Origin of the sequence: Phytohalomonas tamaricis, assembly GCF_003012345.1 — a bacterium.
Taxonomy (GTDB): Bacteria; Pseudomonadota; Gammaproteobacteria; order Pseudomonadales; family Halomonadaceae; genus Phytohalomonas; species Phytohalomonas tamaricis.
In genome coordinates, this window is record NZ_PVRV01000019.1 from 204,982 (window position 1) to 220,077 (window position 15,096).

The window sequence follows — 15,096 nt, forward strand, 5'->3', positions numbered from 1 at the left end:
ATAAAATAGGTCTCCTATTTTATTGAAAGATTAGAAAAACCACATATCAGGGTCGATTTCCAGCTTGCGAGCTATCATCAACGGGCGCAGCGGCAAATTGCTGCTGAGCCTGATGGTGATATTGCTTTCGCTCATGGCCTTTCCCAACTTCGCTATCTTTCAGTCGATGACGGAGTACCTCGGCCTCCACTCGCTACTTGAGCTACTCTCGATTGTCGTCGCGGTGCTCGTCGCGTTATCGGTATTTTATAGCCACGAGAAAACGATACCGAGCAGTTACGCCATCACGGGCTCGCTATTTCTGCTCTCGGCGCTCTGTGACGCCCTGCATGTGTTCAGCTATCCCGGCATGCCCGACCTTGTCTCGCCGGGCACGATGAACAAGGCGGTATTTTTCTGGCTGATCGGCCGCAGCTGCGCCATTGCGGGCTCTTGTCACTAACACTGATGCCGCGCCATGCCTGGTCAAATAATGTCTCGCTATGGTATGGCGCAGTGACTGCTCTGCTGGCCGTGGGTATCGCCTGGTTAGGGCTGTGGCAGCTTGAGTATTTTCCTGCCCTATTCGTGCCGGACAGCGGTCTGACCACATTCAAGATCAGCTACGAATGGGTACTGGCCCTCTTAAGTATCATCGCGGGCTATCGCCTACTGCATATCAAGAGCCTACCGAGCGGTATCAATACCCAGACGCTCGCCGCCGCCGCTTGGATAACCGCCCTCGCCAAGATCTGCTTTACGCTTTATAACAGTCCCTATGACGAGTTCAATGTCATCGGCCATATCTACAAGGCGATATCCTATGCACTCGTCTTCCACGCCGTGTTCATTGCTCGCCTGCGCCAGCCCTACCGTCAACTCGAGAAGGTGCAGCACCAACTGGCGCAAACCGAACAACGCTGGAAATACGCGCTCGATGGCTCCGGCACTGGCGTCTGGGATCTTGATATTGTCCACCACCACCTTTTCGTCTCCGACCAGCTGATCGATATGCTCGGCTATCGCCCTGACGAACTAGGAAAAGACTCACGCGAGTGGTGGGATCTGATCCACCCCGACGATCTTGACAGCGTCAAGGCCAGCTTAGACGCACATCTGCGGGGCGATATTCCCGAGTGGCATGTAGAGCACCGCATTTTATTGCGCAACGGTCATTGGCGCTGGGTAATGACCCACGGCAGCGTCATGGAACGTGACCAGGAAGGTAATCCACTGCGCATGTTGGGCACTCAGATCAACATCCAGAAGCGCAAGGAACAGGAACAACTTCTACTGTCCAACAAGGCACGATTGCGCGCTATCTTCGACGCCGCACCGCTGGGCATGGTATTGATGAATGATGAAGGCACCATACTCGGTCATAATGCCATGCTGCCAGCGCTGATCGGCTCCAGTGAAATAATGCTGGAAGGTAGCAACCTGTGGCAGTGGGTCATCGCGGACGATGCAGCGGCTGCCCGTGCGGATTGGCAGACCTTCCTTGACAAGGTTCGCGATGCGTCGCAGCTCACGGACTTTCATAAGGAATACCGCCTCGAATGCAGCGGCAATGGCCAGCGCTGGATGGAATGGATTGTTACACCGCTGCCCAGTGAGCGACTTTACCTTGGCTTGATTGAAGACATCGACGCCCGGAGACATTCAGCCGAACTTCTCGAAGAAAACGCTCAGCTCTATCGCAGCATTTTTGAAAGTAACAACGTCATCAAGCTGTTGGTCGATCCGCACAGTGGGGAAATTATTGATGCCAACACTGCCGCTGCGGACTATTACGGCTATTCACTCGAAGCGCTCAAGCGCCGGAATATGTCCACTCTGAGAAGCACGAGGGCAACCCCATTACAGGAGCGCCTTGCACAGATCAGGCAATCCACTGCTGTACACCACTCCGAAAGTTGTCATCGGCTGGCCGACGGCACATTGCGTGATGTTGAGGTGTTCACCGGCCCGGTCGTACTGGGTGGAAAGAACGTGCTGTACAGCATCGTTCACGATATTACCGATCGCAAGCAGGCCGAGCAGGCCGAGCAGGCACTCAATCTTGTCAACATGCGCCTGCAGCGCCAAAGCGAAAGTCGCCAGCACCTCAACCAGCTCGGCGTACTGCTTCATGAAGCAGAAGAACCTGATGACATTGTTGCTCTGCTCAAGGAACACCTGCCCTCCTGCTTCGACGGAGCCCAAGGGGAGTTGCTGCTGACGCTTGAGGAATTTTCCTATGAGCCGGTGAGCATTGCCTGGGGAGAAGACTCGTGGGACATGACGCCCTTCCGCCACGTCGAGGCGCTGCGCGTCGGCGCCGCTACGTTGGGCCAGTTGACAATCACGGCCTCACTCAATGGCGCCGAGGAGTGTGAACGCTTCGAACAGCTCGCCAGTGAATGTGCCAAGATGATCGCACTGATGCTGGTCAATCTACGCCTGCGCCGCCAACTGACCCGCCAGGCGTATCGCGACGCTCTGACAGGACTCTACAATCGTCGCCATCTCAATGTTGAGTTGCCGATCTTGCTCGCCAAAGCCAGCGCGGAGATGCCACTGTCACTGGCGCTGCTCGACCTTGATCATTTCAAGCGTCTCAACGATACCTACGGTCATGATATCGGCGACGAGGTGCTGAAAGCTCTGGCGCACATCCTTGAGAACTCACTACGTTCAAGTGACATCGCCTGCCGTTACGGCGGCGAGGAGTTCGTGGTCGTCATGCCCGGCGCCAACGCCGAGATCGCCTTGAATCGTCTCAATCACATCCTTAAATCACTGTCAGCATGGCACTTTGATGCTAACGGTGAACGCATCGAACATCTGACCTTCTCGGCCGGCCTGATTGAGGCACCCCGTCAGGGCTCACATGTATCCAGCCTGATTGAGCACGCCGACCGTGCCCTCTACGCGGCCAAGCATGCTGGACGCGGACGTGTAGTTTGCGTTAGCGAGATACCCGCCTTGTAACGCCACATCTCGCTTTGCACGTTCTAAAACATAAAAACCGCCTGCAGCGGCAGACGGTTTATGGAACTAATCGCTTTATCAATAAGCTGTCAGTAGATCATACCGGCTTATCAGGACGATAGGCGGGAGGATCACTGGCAGGAAAGCTCTCGTCGGAAGCCTCGTCAACCTTATCTTTACTGCCCAGATCAAGGCTTGGATCGACACGTTGGATACGTGACTGTTCATCCGAACCTTCTTCAGCAACCATTACACCGTCATCCTGCTCACGCACGATACTCATGGGTATCCAGCGATGCTGACCGTCGTCATTGACGACTTTCATGTAATTGGAATCAGGCGCTTCAACCACCTTACCAATGCGCGTGCCATCAGGCGTTCTGATCTCAACGCCAACCTTTGACTCGCCTGTCATAACGCTTCTCCTTGATCAGTGGTAAGACGTGATGCGCTACGGTGGCACATCCTAAACAATTGTTATCTCCTGCTACCCTAGTGTAGACCAGGAGTCGAATATTCCTGTCTTTACTCTAGTCTATTCACGACATATGCCAATCTGTTGCGCAAGATGGACACCTTGGCCCCAACGGGCGTGCGCGCTTACTCATCACGCACTATTCTCTGGGAAGCCTTGTAGCAATCCTTCTCTAACTTTAAAGATTGTCATTTAACAGAGGCATTTCAAGGCGAGGAACGCCTTTACGTCATCAAGATGCTTTTAAAGGAGCAAGCGCAATGGATATGCAAGACATCATCACGTTCATGGAAGACAATGAGATCATTCTGGCCACTGCAGAATCCTGTACCGCAGGATTGATCGTATCGGAAATTGCCAGCATTCCAGGCACCGGGCAACTGCTGGACACGGGCCTTGCGGTCTATTCACCCGAAGCCAAAAACCGCTATCTCGGCGTCAGTTTCGACACCATTGAAAAGTACAACCTGACCAGCGAAGAAGTGGCGATCGAGATGGCCCGTGGCGCGCTCAAGAACAGCGGCGCCAATCTCACGATTTCCAATACCGGCATTGCCGGCCCCGGCTCAGGCGATGGCGATATTCCCGTTGGAACGGTCTGCTTTGCCTGGGCCTTCAAGCAGGAGGGCGAACCTGAGGTGTTCAGCGAAACCAAACGTTTCGATGGTGATCGCAACGAGGTACGTCTCGCCGCAGCCCACTACAGCCTGGAGCGGATTCCCGCCTATTACGCACAGTTGACCAGCAAGCCACCGGCAGCCAAGAATCCTTGAAGCTGAAGTTGTATTAAAGCAATACATCAAACATAAACCGGCCTGATCCGGTGTCCTGTTGTCTTACTAACAGCACTAGGCGTTGCGCCTAGTGCCTAGCGTTTATATCTATTCCTGGCCTTTTCAGGTGCCCCGCTATCCGCGTTCGTTCCCATGTTAGTTGATACTATCTCTGAATATTTCATGATCATGTCACTGCTCTGCTCAAATCAGTACTGTTCCGCTACGCTTAGCAGTAACTCATCTCGCAAGGAGGCTCGATGAATAATGCCCAGGGCCGAAAACAACAGAGCCCTTCTTCAACCGACGACGCGCTACACCGTGATTCGCTAGGAGGCCAGCGCCGTCGTCGCAGTGAACGCTACGCACCACCGCCAGTGTCACCTCAGCGCGAACGTGCCCATCTGATATGGGATTTCTTTATCATCGCCCTGGTAGCCATCAACCTGGCGCTGATTGTGTTTGATGCCCTCTATGCACTGACGCCACTGCCGCGTCTGATGGAGGCGATCTCGCCGGCCATGAACGCTGCTTATAATGACTATGTTCATGCCAACTTCTTCACTATCGATCTGTGCTTCGTCGCGATCTTTGCGCTCGATGTCCTTGTCAGCTGGGCGGTAGCCATTGCTGAGAAGCGCTATCATCGCTGGTTCTTTTATCCTTTCGTGCATTGGTACGACGTGCTGGGCTGCATTCCGCTGGCTGGTTTCCGCATTCTGCGTGTTCTGCGCGTGATCGGCCTGATCGTACGCTTGCAGCGCTCCGGCCTGATCGATATCCGCCAGTGGGCGATCTACGATTTCTGCGACAAGTATTATCAGATCCTGCTCGAAGAGCTGTCTGATCGGGTCATGGTCAAGGCGCTGACTACCGCGCAGGAAGAGATTGGCGACAATGGCCAACTGACGGCACGTATTACCCAGGATGTCTTTTTGCCGCGCAAGGAGCGGCTGATTGAGGATATCTCGCAGCGTCTGCAAGGCATGATCGACCACAGCTATTACCATAACCGCCAACAGATCAATGACTATCTGGGCGATCTGGTTCATAACGCCATACACGAAAATCCGGAAATTCGACGCATCAAACGCATGCCGTTTGGAGACAGCATTGTGCAGACCATGGACAGTGCGCTTAATGATGTTATCCGCCGCACGCTGCATGAAGTGGTGGAAGGCATGCACACGCCCGGGTTCAAGCAAATGACCTCCAGCCTGGCCGACAGCGGCTTCGATGCGCTGCTCAGTAACAATGCTCACGCCAATGCTGAAATCGAGCGGGCCCTGGTGGATACGCTTGAAGCCATCAAGGCGCAGGTTCAGGTACGGCGCTGGCGGGAGCGTTACGACGAATAAGAAGGGCAGCGGTCTTCTTCATGAATAATCTGAATGTTCAGCATGAGCACGTTGCAAACAGCTCATAAGCAATAAGCGTTATAGTGACGCCACATTCCAGCGCCTAAAGGCGCTCCCCTTATTTTAATGTCCGTTGGAGTTCTCCATGGCGAAAGTTAATCCTCCGTTTCGTGCCGACCACGTTGGCAGTTTCCTGCGCCCCGCCGAGCTGCTCGAAGCGCGTAGCCGCTTCGCCAAGGGCGAAATTGATGCTCAAGCGCTGCGTGCCGTCGAAGACGAAGCAATCGCTCATATAGTCAAGCAGCAGGAAGCCGCCGGGCTCAAGAGCATCACCGACGGTGAGTTCCGTCGCGAATACTTCCACCTCGACTTCCTGCAAAAGCTCGATGGCGTGACCGTCACCGGGTACATCGGTGACAAGAAGGCCACCGACGGCTTCTCACCGCCGCAGCTCTCGGTAACCGGCAAGCTCAAGCACGCCCGCCCGATTCAGGTCGATGACTTCAATTTCCTCAAGTCACAGGTCAGCGAAGGCTCCGTGCCCAAGGTCACGATCCCGTCACCGACCATGGTTCACTTCCGCGGTGGCCGCGCCTCGATCGATATTGAGTCCTATCCTGACATGGATGAGTTCTTCGAGGATCTAGCCCAGTGCTACCGTGACGAGATTGACGCGCTCTATCAGGCCGGCTGCCGTTACCTGCAGCTTGACGACACCAACCTCGCCTACCTGTGCGACCCCAAGATGCGTGAGGCGGCCGTCGAGCGCGGAGAAGACATCAATGCACTGCCACGCCGCTACGCCGAGCTGATCAACGCTGCCATCGATGGTCGCCCGAACGATCTGACCGTTGCCATTCACCTCTGTCGTGGCAACTTCAAGAGCCAGTGGTTTGCTGAAGGCGGCTACGAGCCGGTCGCCGAGGTGCTATTCAACGAGCTGAACGTTGACGCCTACTTCCTTGAATATGATGACGAACGCTCTGGCGACTTCGCGCCACTGCGCTTCGTGCCGAAGAACAAGACCATCGTCCTCGGCGTGATCTCCTCAAAGATCGCCGAGCTCGAAAGCAAGGAAGCGATCAAGACGCGCATTGACGAAGCAGCCCAGTACATGCCGCGCGAGCAAATGTGCCTGAGCCCGCAGTGCGGCTTCTCCAGTACCGTACACGGCAATGACATCACCCCTGATGACCAGTGGGCCAAGCTCGGCCTCGCTGTCGATATTGCCCGCGAAGTATGGGGTGACTAAGCGTCCGTTAAGTCACTGACGTATAAGGCCACGCCATCATGGCGTGGCCTTTTTCTTGCACTGCTTATTCTTCGAACGTCAGCACCGTATAAAGCGCTTCATTAGCGTAGCGTTCGTCACGCTCGAGTATCTTGCCCAGGCGCATTTCCCGATCGTTGTCATAGACGACAAACAGCTGCCGGGCATCAAGCACGGCTAGACCCTCGGCCTTATGTTCGAACTCCAGTGCACCGCCCTGCTCATCTTCTATCAGGCTGGGCGCTCGGCCAGCAGCAAAATCGTCAAGCGACACTACCCACAGATAGCCACCGATAACCTCGTCACTCTCGAAACTGGTCAACAAGTAGAGCTGCTGGTTATAGGCATCGTATTCCAGACTCGACAGCCCACACTCGTAACGTACCGCCGGGAATGCGCCGGGATCGAAAGAATAATAGTGACGAAATTCGTCGAGAAAGGTCAGCTCACCGTGTTCATCAATGCGGTAATGCGCGCCGACAACGTCACAGACGTAATTGAAATCCGCATACGTCTGCCCCGCTTCACGTACGCCGAACAGCAGCAGACCATCACCTTGCTCGGCGGGAATCGCGGCCAACCCCTCGATCTTGTAGTACGGCGTACCGAGAACAGCGTTTAGACGCGCTCTCAGCCCGATCGAGCCCTGCTCGTGGCCACCCGACTCGGCCACACGCGCCCGTTCGGGCTGATCGACCGGCCAGACCAGCAGGTTGTTGTAATGGTTCATCTCGCTGGTGGCGTGATGGATACGGTCAAACCCCGTAGTCGCCAGTATGTAACGCTCATCAACGGTAAGTGCAAAATCTTCATACTTGGTCGCCTGCCGGATCACGTCGGCGGTAAAGTACTCGGCCTTCGACTCGTCGGGCCCCTCCGGCGTATAGGGCAATGCAAACACCGCCGAACGATGTGCACCGGGGATCGGCTTGTCGCTGGCAAGTATCAGCCGCCCACCGACATAGACCACCGCTGAAATTTCGGCGTTGACCAGCTCACCAGCCGAATCGGTCAAACCGTGAGGAAAGCAGCAGATGGCGCCCTGTGAGACGATATGTGCACGCGACATTATGGCTCCTTACGGTAAAGAAAAAGACAAAGGTGCAGGACGGTTCGTCCCTATCGGCGCAGCCCGAAATGGCGCTTGAGCAGTGCCTCCCGTAACGCCATCGGTAGTAGCCGCTCCAGCAGCGGAATCAGCTGTCCACCTCGACCAACCTTGACCACCCGCCGGCGCGGCGTCTGCTCGACGGCGTTCAAGACCGTATGCGCCATCGCGCTGGCCGGCGTCGAGGAAAACGCATTGGAGGAATTTGCGCGCTGCTCGATACGCTCACGCCAGGCCCGCCACGGCGAATCGTCATGCAACCGTGTGCCGAGCCCCGCCCGCGCACTCTGCCCAAAGCGCGTCGCCACCGCGCCGGGCTGGACAACGATGACATCAACACCGAACGGCGCCAGTTCCATGCGCATCGCTTCTGAAAGCCGATGCAGCGCCGCCTTGGAGGCGCAGTAGACACCACCAAACGGCGATGCCATTAACCCGGCAACGCTGCCCAGATTGACGATCACGCCGCGGCGTTTACGCAGTAGCGGCAGGCAGGCGCGAGCCAGCATCAGCGGTGCAAACACGTTAGTTTCGAACTGCGCGCGCAGCGTATCGCGATCGAAGTCGAGCGCTGGGCCCATTGCGCCGAAACCGGCGTTGTTGATCAATACATCAAGTCCGCCCGCCTCGGCCGTGAGCCGTTCAGCCAGTTGTGTAATAGCATCATCATCAGTGACATCGAGCGCGCAGACATCGAAGCCGGCCGCCGCGAGTTCAGCAAGATCTTCGTTGCGACGCGCCGTGGCGAAGACGCGATAGCCTGCGCCGTAAAATGCGTCAGCCAAGGCGCGGCCGATGCCGCTGGAACAGCCAGTGATCAGTACAGTCCGGGACATCTCATCTCCTTGGGCTATTTCACAGCATTCATAGCGTGTGTAGCGTGGTCAACGGCGGCGACTCTAGCCCCTCACGCAGGCATTGTAACGCCCGTTCGAGTGCAGCGCGGTCGTGTGCAGCGCTGATACACAGCCGGATCGCCTGTGGCGCGGGCTCGCTGCCCACACAGAACGGCTCGCTGCTGGTAACAACGACGCTCTGGCGGCCGAGCTGCTCGATCAGCGACGCGGCACGCCCCCCCGGCGGCATCGGCAGCCACAAGTGAAACCCGCCGCGACGGCCGCTCCAGGCGAAACCGTCAAGCCAACGCTGGGCCAGATCAAAGCGTGCATTCATCTCCTCGCTCTGCCACGCCAGCAGCCGGTCGGCGTCACCCGAGACGATCCACTGACAGACCAGACTCGCCATCAGCGTCGGAGGCATCCAGCTCTGAGCGCGGATTGCCGCTGCCAGCCGTGTGCGCAGCGCCTCGGGCACACGCATCACGCCCGAGCGTAGCCCGCCGCCGAGTATCTTCGAGGTTGAGAACAGGTAGATCGTACGCTCCGGGGCGAGCCGGTAGAGCGGCGTGCCACGACGCGCCTCGGGCAGATGGAGCACACCGTCTTCAAGCAGCCAGAAATCACGAGCGCGGGCCAGCTCAACCAGCGCGTGGCGGCGCGCCTCACTGAGCTGAGCGCCGCTTGGATTGTGCTGCTCAGGCATAAGGTAGACCAACCGGAACGGCTGCTGTGCGTGCAGACGCGCCAGCGCGGCGACGTCGATGCCCTCTTCGTCGAACGGCACTGCCGTCATCTTGAGCCCGAGCTGCTGGGCGGCGCTGATCGCGCCGGGATAGGTCAACGCCTCGGCAGCGAAGCGCTCGCCCGGTGCCAGCAGCGCCGCCAGGCTCAGGTAGATGCCATGCATCCCCCCTTGATTGATGATCAGCTCATCGGCCTCGACCGACAGGCCGAGCCGGGTCATCCAGCCAGCCAGTACCTCGCGATGCGGCGCTAGGCCGCATTCGGGCTGGTAATCAATTGCCGCCTTAAGCAGTACGGTATCGCTGCGCACAGCATCCATCGCCCGCCCCAGTCCCGCCGCGCGTTCGGGACTGGGCGGCGGCAGTGACAGGCTGAGGTCGATAGTGTCGTCGCTTGCCCTGTCACTCAACTGCGAAAAGCGCGCCGCGTCTTGCCTGGCACCGCGTACATAAGTGCCGCTGCCGACCCGCGCCTCGAGCAGCCCGCGCCGTTCCGCCTCGGCGTAGGCACGAGTGACAGTGCCCACCGTTACGCCGAGCGCATCAGCCAGCCGGCGCTGTGGCGGCAGCCGGTCACCTGCGCTCAGTCTACCGCTGCTGATCGCAGTGTCGATTGCATCGGCCAGCGCACGGTAGCGCGGCCCCTCGTCACTCAATGTCGGCACCCAAATTGTCATGGTGACAATAAATCCGTTGACGCTTATTTAAACGTCATTATGCTGACAATAGCGAAACAATCAATGTGAAAGTCGAAGCAATAACCATAATTGCATCCATACAAAAGGATGATATACATGACCACGCTGGCCTTTCTCGACGATGCCTACCTGCAGCAGCTTGCTACCGTCATCACCGTCGTGGACGGCGCATGGGTCGAGACCGAAGCCACCGTGTTCTACGCCATGGGCGGCGGCCAGCCTGGCGACAGCGGCAGCTTCACCGGCGCGGCAGGCCGTCAGCATCGCGTCCTCGATACGCGCAAGGGCGAGGCTGGTCGGGTATGCCATCAGCTCGAGGACGACCACGGCCTGCGGCCCGGCGATACGGTCATCCAGGCCCTCGACTGGCCGCGCCGCTACGCTCACATGCGCATGCATACTGCGCTGCATCTACTCTCGGTGGCGGTGCCGTTCGGTGTCACCGGCGGCCAGATTGGCGCCGACAAGGGCCGGCTCGATTTCGACCTGGGCGAGACGAGCCTCGACAAGGAGCAACTGAGTTCTCAGCTTAATGCCTTGATCGCTGCTAACCACGCGGTCAGTGCCGGGTGGATCGGCGAGGCCGAACTCGACGCCAACCCCGAACTGGTCAAGACCATGGCAGTCAAACCGCCGCGCGGCGCAGGACGTATCCGCATGGTCACGATCGGCGACATCGACTATCAGCCGTGCGGCGGCACCCATGTGGCGCGCACCGCCGAAATCGGCCCAATTCGGGTGCTCAGCATCAAGAATCGCGGCGCGCGCAACCGCCGCATCACGCTGGGCTGGGATGAGGAGACAACATCATGACGGAGACGCTCGCCTGGCTGGTTTCACTCGCCCTGTTCGCGGTGCCGATGACCGGCACTCCCGGTCCCAACAATGTCATGCTCACTGCATCAGGCGCGCTATACGGCTACCGGCGCACACTGCCGCATATCTTTGGCATCCTGTGCGGCGGCATCGTGCTGTTCACGGCACTGGCGCTCGGGCTGGGACTTGTCTTTCAACGTTTCCCCATGCTCCAACTTGGCCTCAAACTGGTCGGTTCACTCTATCTGCTCTATCTGGCCTGGAAGATCGCCCGCGCCGCACCGCCCGACTTTGCAGCCAGGAACGACAGTAAGCCTTTAACCTTTGGCCAGGCGGCGCTGTTTCAGTTCATCAATCCCAAGGTATGGGTAATGGGGATGGCACTGGTCGCCGGCTTTATGCCCAGTGACGGCAATATCGTGATCAATGCCTTTCTGCTGGCGCTGCTGGTTGAGGTGATCGCTTTCCCATGTATCTCGGTCTGGGCCGGCTTCGGTATGGCGATTGGACGCACGCTCAGAACACCGCGCGCCTGGCGCATCTTCAATATTACGATGGGCGTCATGACGGCAGGCTGCGTCGTCTTTATTCTTCGCTAACGCATTGCCCCTGCGCCAGCGCTGCGTCGTTGCGCCGAACATGACTGCGTGGCATAGATGACGGCAAGGCCTTCAACACTGCCAAACGAATAGCTACAGCACCAAGCGGAGCATAGAAAACAATGAAACAGCCCTCCCTCATCCCGCCGACTTATGACGACATTGCCGCTGCCGCGCGCCGTCTCGACGGCGCCGCCCACCGCACACCGGTGCTGACCTCGCGCCAGGCCGATGCCATCGCCGGTGCGCACCTTTTCTTTAAAGCGGAAAACTTTCAGCGCATCGGTGCCTTCAAGTTCCGTGGCGCCTTCAATGCCATTGCCCAGCTCGACGCGTCACAGCGCCGCGCCGGCGTGCTTGCCTACTCGTCCGGCAACCATGCCCAGGCGATCGCTTTGGCCGCCAGCCTTGAGGGCATTCCAGCGACAATAGTGATGCCGGAAGACGCCCCAACCTCCAAGATGGAAGCGACGCGCGGCTACTGCGCCGAAATCGTCACCTATGACCGCTACCGCGAGGACCGCATGGCGGTCGCGGATAAACTGGCGCACGAGCGCGGCCTGACATTAATCCCACCCTATGATCATCCCGACGTGATTGCCGGCCAAGGCACAGCGGCCAAGGAGCTGTTCGAGGAGATCGGCGAGCTCGACACGTTATTGGTCTGTCTCGGTGGCGGCGGGCTAACCGCCGGCTGTGCGCTGGCCGCCCAAGCACTATCACCGCACTGTCGCGTCATCGCAGTCGAGCCCGAGGCGGGTAATGATGGGCAGCGTTCATTGTCCGAAGGGCGCATCGTTCATATCGAGGCGCCACGCACTCTGGCTGACGGTGCCGCCACCACTCATCTGGGTGACTACACCTTTCCCATCATTCAGCGCCTGGTCAGTGAAATCGTCACCGTCAGTGATCAGGCGCTGGTAGAAACGATGCGCTTTTTTGCCAGTCGGATGAAGATCACCGTCGAACCAACCGGATGTCTGGCAGCAGCGGCAGTGCTGCAGGGAGTAGTACCAGTCAAGGGTCAGCGGGTCGGTATTCTCATCAGCGGTGGCAACGTCGACATGCCGCGCTTCGCCGCACTACTTGCCGGCAATTCAGTTGAGCTGTGAGCAGGCTAAAAGAGGCCTGCTGGCACGAACAAACAACATTGATACCCAAGAAGTGAGAACACAAAAAAAGCGAGAGGCCAATGCCTCCCGCTTTCGTATATACATCTTGGCAAACTGACTGCTGCACCGTCCATGGTACTGGGAACATCAACATCCTCAAACCTTGCTGTCAATATATCCCGCTGTAAGCCTACCTAAAATGCTATCTTATTTACGACCGCCGCTATGGCTATGCTCGCCACCTTTCTTACCGGCTTCTGACGCCTTTTCACGATCGTTGGCGAAATTACCGCCACTATTTTCACCACCTTTCTGGCCGGCTTCGGAAGCACGTTCCGGATCATTGGCGAAGTTGCCGCCACTATTCTGGCCGCCTTTATGGCCAGCTTCGGCAGCACGTTCCGGATCGTTCTTGAAATTACCGCCGCTGTTTTGGCCGCCTTTATGGCCGATGTCCTCGTAGAACTCCTTGCCATGAGTTTCGGAAGTGGCTTCACCACCTTTTTTGCCAGCTTCGCTTACAGACATCTTGTCATCACGCTTATCAGCCATGAGAAAACCTCCTGGTTCTTTAGTGACAATCCCTATCGGCTTATACCGACTTGAAACTGCCAAAGAGTAAAAAATCCCTTCATCTACTCTTTCAGGCCGTCCAACCTTCAACCATCAATATCATGTTATCGGGCGGTCCTAATAAAGTACTCACTTACCACAGCACTGATTATTAGGAGCTGCGGCCACCGTGACTATGTTCGCCACCTTTTTTCCCGGCTTCAGACGCTTTTTCGCGATCATTAGCGAAATTGCCGCCACTGTTCTGCCCACCTTTATGGCCAGCTTCAGCTGCACGCTCCGGATCATTCTTGAAGTTGCCACCGCTGTTCTGACCGCCTTTATGGCCAGCTTCGGCAGCACGTTCGGGATCATTGGCGAAATTACCGCCACTATTCTGGCCACCTTTATGACCAGCTTCAGCTGCACGTTCTGGATCATTGGCGAAGTTACCGCCGCTATGCTCGCCGCCTTTCTTGCCAGCTTCAGATGCGCGCTGAGGATCTTCCTTGAAGTTTCCGGATCCACCACGATGTTCTGCCATCATCAACCTCCGGTAAGTCTCTGGAATAAATCTAGTCAAGGCAATAGAGACTATAAATCAAAGCCTTGCAACTAACAGATCAAGCGACCTCCTTGGTCGTCATCAATCTTGCCTTATTCAAATTAGTCATGATTTTCGGTGCTGCAAAGGTAGATTTTTTTGCAGCTCGTTATGCTGTGTAATCTAGGTTAACAATCGCTGTTTTAATTAACGTATGTTGTTTAAATCATCATTTATAATTATTCCTGGTTACTAGCAATTCCGCCTAAATAGCTAAATATTTTAAGGATTGGTGTAGCGTAAACGTTTGCTTTGCACTTATGACCTTACGCCATCAGGCGTAAGGAACTTGTCCTCACGCCTGCAGCACAGCAGATAAGGTGAAATTTCGGTAACGTTGAGAGGTTTGTATACTTGCTCTTGAGTTGAATAGGCGTTGCCTTAGAACGCTATCGAGACTTCAACGCCAAGCGCCATGTCATCAACACAGCCGTTCGCAGCGTACAAACAGCAGGAGAAAGACATGATTTCCATTTACGGCGATTACCGCTCAGGTAACTGCTACAAGGTTCAGCTTCTATTATCTCTGCTGGACATCCATCATCGCTGGTTTGATATCGATCTTTTTGCTGGTGAAACGCGTAGCGACGCCTTCATTGCCCGCAATCCCAACAGCAAGATCCCGCTTCTGGAGCTTCATGACGGGCGTATGCTGGCAGAGTCCAACGCCATTCTTAACTACCTGGGTTGCGATAGTGAATTCATACCACAAGGCCCTTTTGAACATGCTCGCATGCTGCAATGGCAGTTCTTTGAGCAGTACAGCCATGGCCCCAACATCGGCGTTGCGTGCTTCATTGCCAGATATCTCAACCGCCCTGCCGAGCGGGAGGAAGAATTTCAGCTCAAGCTCGAAGACGGCTACAAAGCACTCGCCGTAATGGAAAAAGTATTGGCCGAGCAGGATTTCCTTGTTGGAGAACACTACACCTTGGCCGATATTTCGCTCTACGCCTATACCCATATGGCACGAGAATGCAGTTTTGACTTTGATGATTTTCCGCATATTCAAGCGTGGCTTGGCCGGATCGAATCTCATCCGCGTCATATACCGATGGGGATACCAAACTGATTGCTCAGAGTAACCATAAATAAAAGTATTAAAAGAAAATCACTTTTTAATGAATTTTTTGGGCTGAATGCCGATTAGACTCAAGTTAGTTATCAGGTGGTCCAACGCAATGGAGAGAGGGTGCT

General features: G+C 56.4%; 15 protein-coding genes. 9 read left to right on the top strand and 6 right to left on the bottom strand.

Going from position 1 to position 15,096, the window contains the following annotated elements; genetic code table 11:
* The first annotated feature begins 64 nt into the window (after window positions 1-64).
* Both C3Z11_RS02900 and C3Z11_RS02905 read left to right on the top strand, forming a co-directional pair.
* Window positions 65-442, top strand: a complete 378-nt coding sequence (locus C3Z11_RS02900) for an MASE3 domain-containing protein (protein ID WP_106476109.1) — start codon at window positions 65-67, stop codon at window positions 440-442.
* Window positions 433-2,952, top strand: a complete 2,520-nt coding sequence (locus C3Z11_RS02905; protein WP_158700907.1) for a diguanylate cyclase — start codon at window positions 433-435, stop codon at window positions 2,950-2,952. The genes C3Z11_RS02900 and C3Z11_RS02905 overlap by 10 nt, the downstream gene beginning before the upstream one ends.
* A gap of 97 nt (window positions 2,953-3,049) precedes the next feature.
* Here the strand turns inward: C3Z11_RS02905 and C3Z11_RS02910 are convergent, their stop codons facing one another.
* Window positions 3,050-3,367 (bottom strand): hypothetical protein, encoded by a 318-nt coding sequence (locus C3Z11_RS02910; RefSeq protein ID WP_106476113.1) that lies wholly within the window; start codon window positions 3,365-3,367, stop codon window positions 3,050-3,052.
* A 320-nt stretch (window positions 3,368-3,687) separates the two neighbouring features.
* On the opposite strand from C3Z11_RS02910, the gene C3Z11_RS02915 reads away from it, so the two are divergent.
* The 3 genes from C3Z11_RS02915 (at window position 3,688) to C3Z11_RS02925 (ending at window position 6,810) form a co-directional block, all read left to right on the top strand.
* Window positions 3,688-4,200, top strand: a complete 513-nt coding sequence (locus C3Z11_RS02915) for a CinA family protein (RefSeq protein WP_106476115.1) — start codon at window positions 3,688-3,690, stop codon at window positions 4,198-4,200.
* Window positions 4,201-4,460: 260 nt separating this feature from the next.
* Window positions 4,461-5,558 (top strand): ion transporter, encoded by a 1,098-nt coding sequence (locus C3Z11_RS02920; RefSeq protein WP_262927199.1) that lies wholly within the window; start codon window positions 4,461-4,463, stop codon window positions 5,556-5,558.
* A 145-nt stretch (window positions 5,559-5,703) separates the two neighbouring features.
* Window positions 5,704-6,810, top strand: a complete 1,107-nt coding sequence (locus C3Z11_RS02925; RefSeq protein WP_106476117.1) for a 5-methyltetrahydropteroyltriglutamate--homocysteine S-methyltransferase — start codon at window positions 5,704-5,706, stop codon at window positions 6,808-6,810.
* 64 nt (window positions 6,811-6,874) lie between these two features.
* On the opposite strand, the gene C3Z11_RS02930 is transcribed toward C3Z11_RS02925, so the two are convergent.
* Genes C3Z11_RS02930 through C3Z11_RS02940 form a run of 3 tightly spaced genes read right to left on the bottom strand, consistent with a single transcriptional unit; the run spans window position 6,875 to window position 10,195 of the window.
* Window positions 6,875-7,897: a hypothetical protein gene (locus C3Z11_RS02930; RefSeq protein WP_106476118.1), complete on the bottom strand. Its 1,023-nt coding sequence runs from the start codon at window positions 7,895-7,897 to the stop codon at window positions 6,875-6,877.
* A 50-nt stretch (window positions 7,898-7,947) separates the two neighbouring features.
* The gene (locus C3Z11_RS02935) at window positions 7,948-8,772 is read right to left on the bottom strand and encodes an SDR family oxidoreductase (RefSeq protein ID WP_106476120.1); all 825 of its coding nucleotides are present in this window, start codon (window positions 8,770-8,772) and stop codon (window positions 7,948-7,950) included.
* A 28-nt stretch (window positions 8,773-8,800) separates the two neighbouring features.
* Window positions 8,801-10,195, bottom strand: a complete 1,395-nt coding sequence (locus C3Z11_RS02940) for an aminotransferase-like domain-containing protein (protein ID WP_106476122.1) — start codon at window positions 10,193-10,195, stop codon at window positions 8,801-8,803.
* Window positions 10,196-10,312: 117 nt separating this feature from the next.
* Here C3Z11_RS02940 and C3Z11_RS02945 point away from each other — a divergent pair, with 117 nt between their 5' ends.
* The 3 genes from C3Z11_RS02945 to C3Z11_RS02955 all read left to right on the top strand — a co-directional run bounded on the left by C3Z11_RS02945 (window position 10,313) and on the right by C3Z11_RS02955 (window position 12,743).
* Window positions 10,313-11,029: an alanyl-tRNA editing protein gene (locus C3Z11_RS02945; protein ID WP_106476124.1), complete on the top strand. Its 717-nt coding sequence runs from the start codon at window positions 10,313-10,315 to the stop codon at window positions 11,027-11,029.
* Window positions 11,026-11,631, top strand: coding sequence for a LysE family translocator (locus C3Z11_RS02950; protein ID WP_106476126.1), 606 nt, complete (start codon window positions 11,026-11,028; stop codon window positions 11,629-11,631). Before C3Z11_RS02945 ends, C3Z11_RS02950 begins: the two co-directional genes overlap by 4 nt.
* A gap of 122 nt (window positions 11,632-11,753) precedes the next feature.
* On the top strand, window positions 11,754-12,743 hold the full coding sequence (locus tag C3Z11_RS02955) for a threo-3-hydroxy-L-aspartate ammonia-lyase (RefSeq protein WP_106476128.1): 990 nt from the start codon (window positions 11,754-11,756) through the stop codon (window positions 12,741-12,743).
* 207 nt (window positions 12,744-12,950) lie between these two features.
* Here C3Z11_RS02955 and C3Z11_RS02960 read toward each other — a convergent pair whose 3' ends face one another.
* Window positions 12,951-13,295: a con-10 family general stress protein gene (locus C3Z11_RS02960; RefSeq protein WP_106476130.1), complete on the bottom strand. Its 345-nt coding sequence runs from the start codon at window positions 13,293-13,295 to the stop codon at window positions 12,951-12,953.
* 172 nt (window positions 13,296-13,467) lie between these two features.
* On the bottom strand, window positions 13,468-13,839 hold the full coding sequence (locus C3Z11_RS17240; RefSeq protein ID WP_106476132.1) for a con-10 family general stress protein: 372 nt from the start codon (window positions 13,837-13,839) through the stop codon (window positions 13,468-13,470).
* 523 nt (window positions 13,840-14,362) lie between these two features.
* Here C3Z11_RS17240 and C3Z11_RS02970 point away from each other — a divergent pair.
* On the top strand, window positions 14,363-14,971 hold the full coding sequence (locus C3Z11_RS02970; protein WP_106476134.1) for a glutathione S-transferase family protein: 609 nt from the start codon (window positions 14,363-14,365) through the stop codon (window positions 14,969-14,971).
* Window positions 14,972-15,096: the final 125 nt, after the last annotated feature.

Bases quoted from the DNA above. Each gene is read 5' to 3' on its own strand.
- C3Z11_RS02935 (WP_106476120.1), bottom strand. From the start codon at position 8,772: ATGTCCCGGACTGTACTGATCACTGGCTGTTCCAGCGGCATCGGCCGC.
- C3Z11_RS02940 (WP_106476122.1), bottom strand. From the start codon at position 10,195: ATGACAATTTGGGTGCCGACATTGAGTGACGAGGGGCCGCGCTACCGT.
- C3Z11_RS02925 (WP_106476117.1), top strand. From the start codon at position 5,704: ATGGCGAAAGTTAATCCTCCGTTTCGTGCCGACCACGTTGGCAGTTTC.
- C3Z11_RS02930 (WP_106476118.1), bottom strand. From the start codon at position 7,897: ATGTCGCGTGCACATATCGTCTCACAGGGCGCCATCTGCTGCTTTCCT.
- C3Z11_RS02920 (WP_262927199.1), top strand. From the start codon at position 4,461: ATGAATAATGCCCAGGGCCGAAAACAACAGAGCCCTTCTTCAACCGAC.
- C3Z11_RS02910 (WP_106476113.1), bottom strand. From the start codon at position 3,367: ATGACAGGCGAGTCAAAGGTTGGCGTTGAGATCAGAACGCCTGATGGC.
- C3Z11_RS02955 (WP_106476128.1), top strand. From the start codon at position 11,754: ATGAAACAGCCCTCCCTCATCCCGCCGACTTATGACGACATTGCCGCT.
- C3Z11_RS02950 (WP_106476126.1), top strand. From the start codon at position 11,026: ATGACGGAGACGCTCGCCTGGCTGGTTTCACTCGCCCTGTTCGCGGTG.
- C3Z11_RS02970 (WP_106476134.1), top strand. From the start codon at position 14,363: ATGATTTCCATTTACGGCGATTACCGCTCAGGTAACTGCTACAAGGTT.
- C3Z11_RS02960 (WP_106476130.1), bottom strand. From the start codon at position 13,295: ATGGCTGATAAGCGTGATGACAAGATGTCTGTAAGCGAAGCTGGCAAA.
- C3Z11_RS02945 (WP_106476124.1), top strand. From the start codon at position 10,313: ATGACCACGCTGGCCTTTCTCGACGATGCCTACCTGCAGCAGCTTGCT.
- C3Z11_RS17240 (WP_106476132.1), bottom strand. From the start codon at position 13,839: ATGGCAGAACATCGTGGTGGATCCGGAAACTTCAAGGAAGATCCTCAG.
- C3Z11_RS02915 (WP_106476115.1), top strand. From the start codon at position 3,688: ATGGATATGCAAGACATCATCACGTTCATGGAAGACAATGAGATCATT.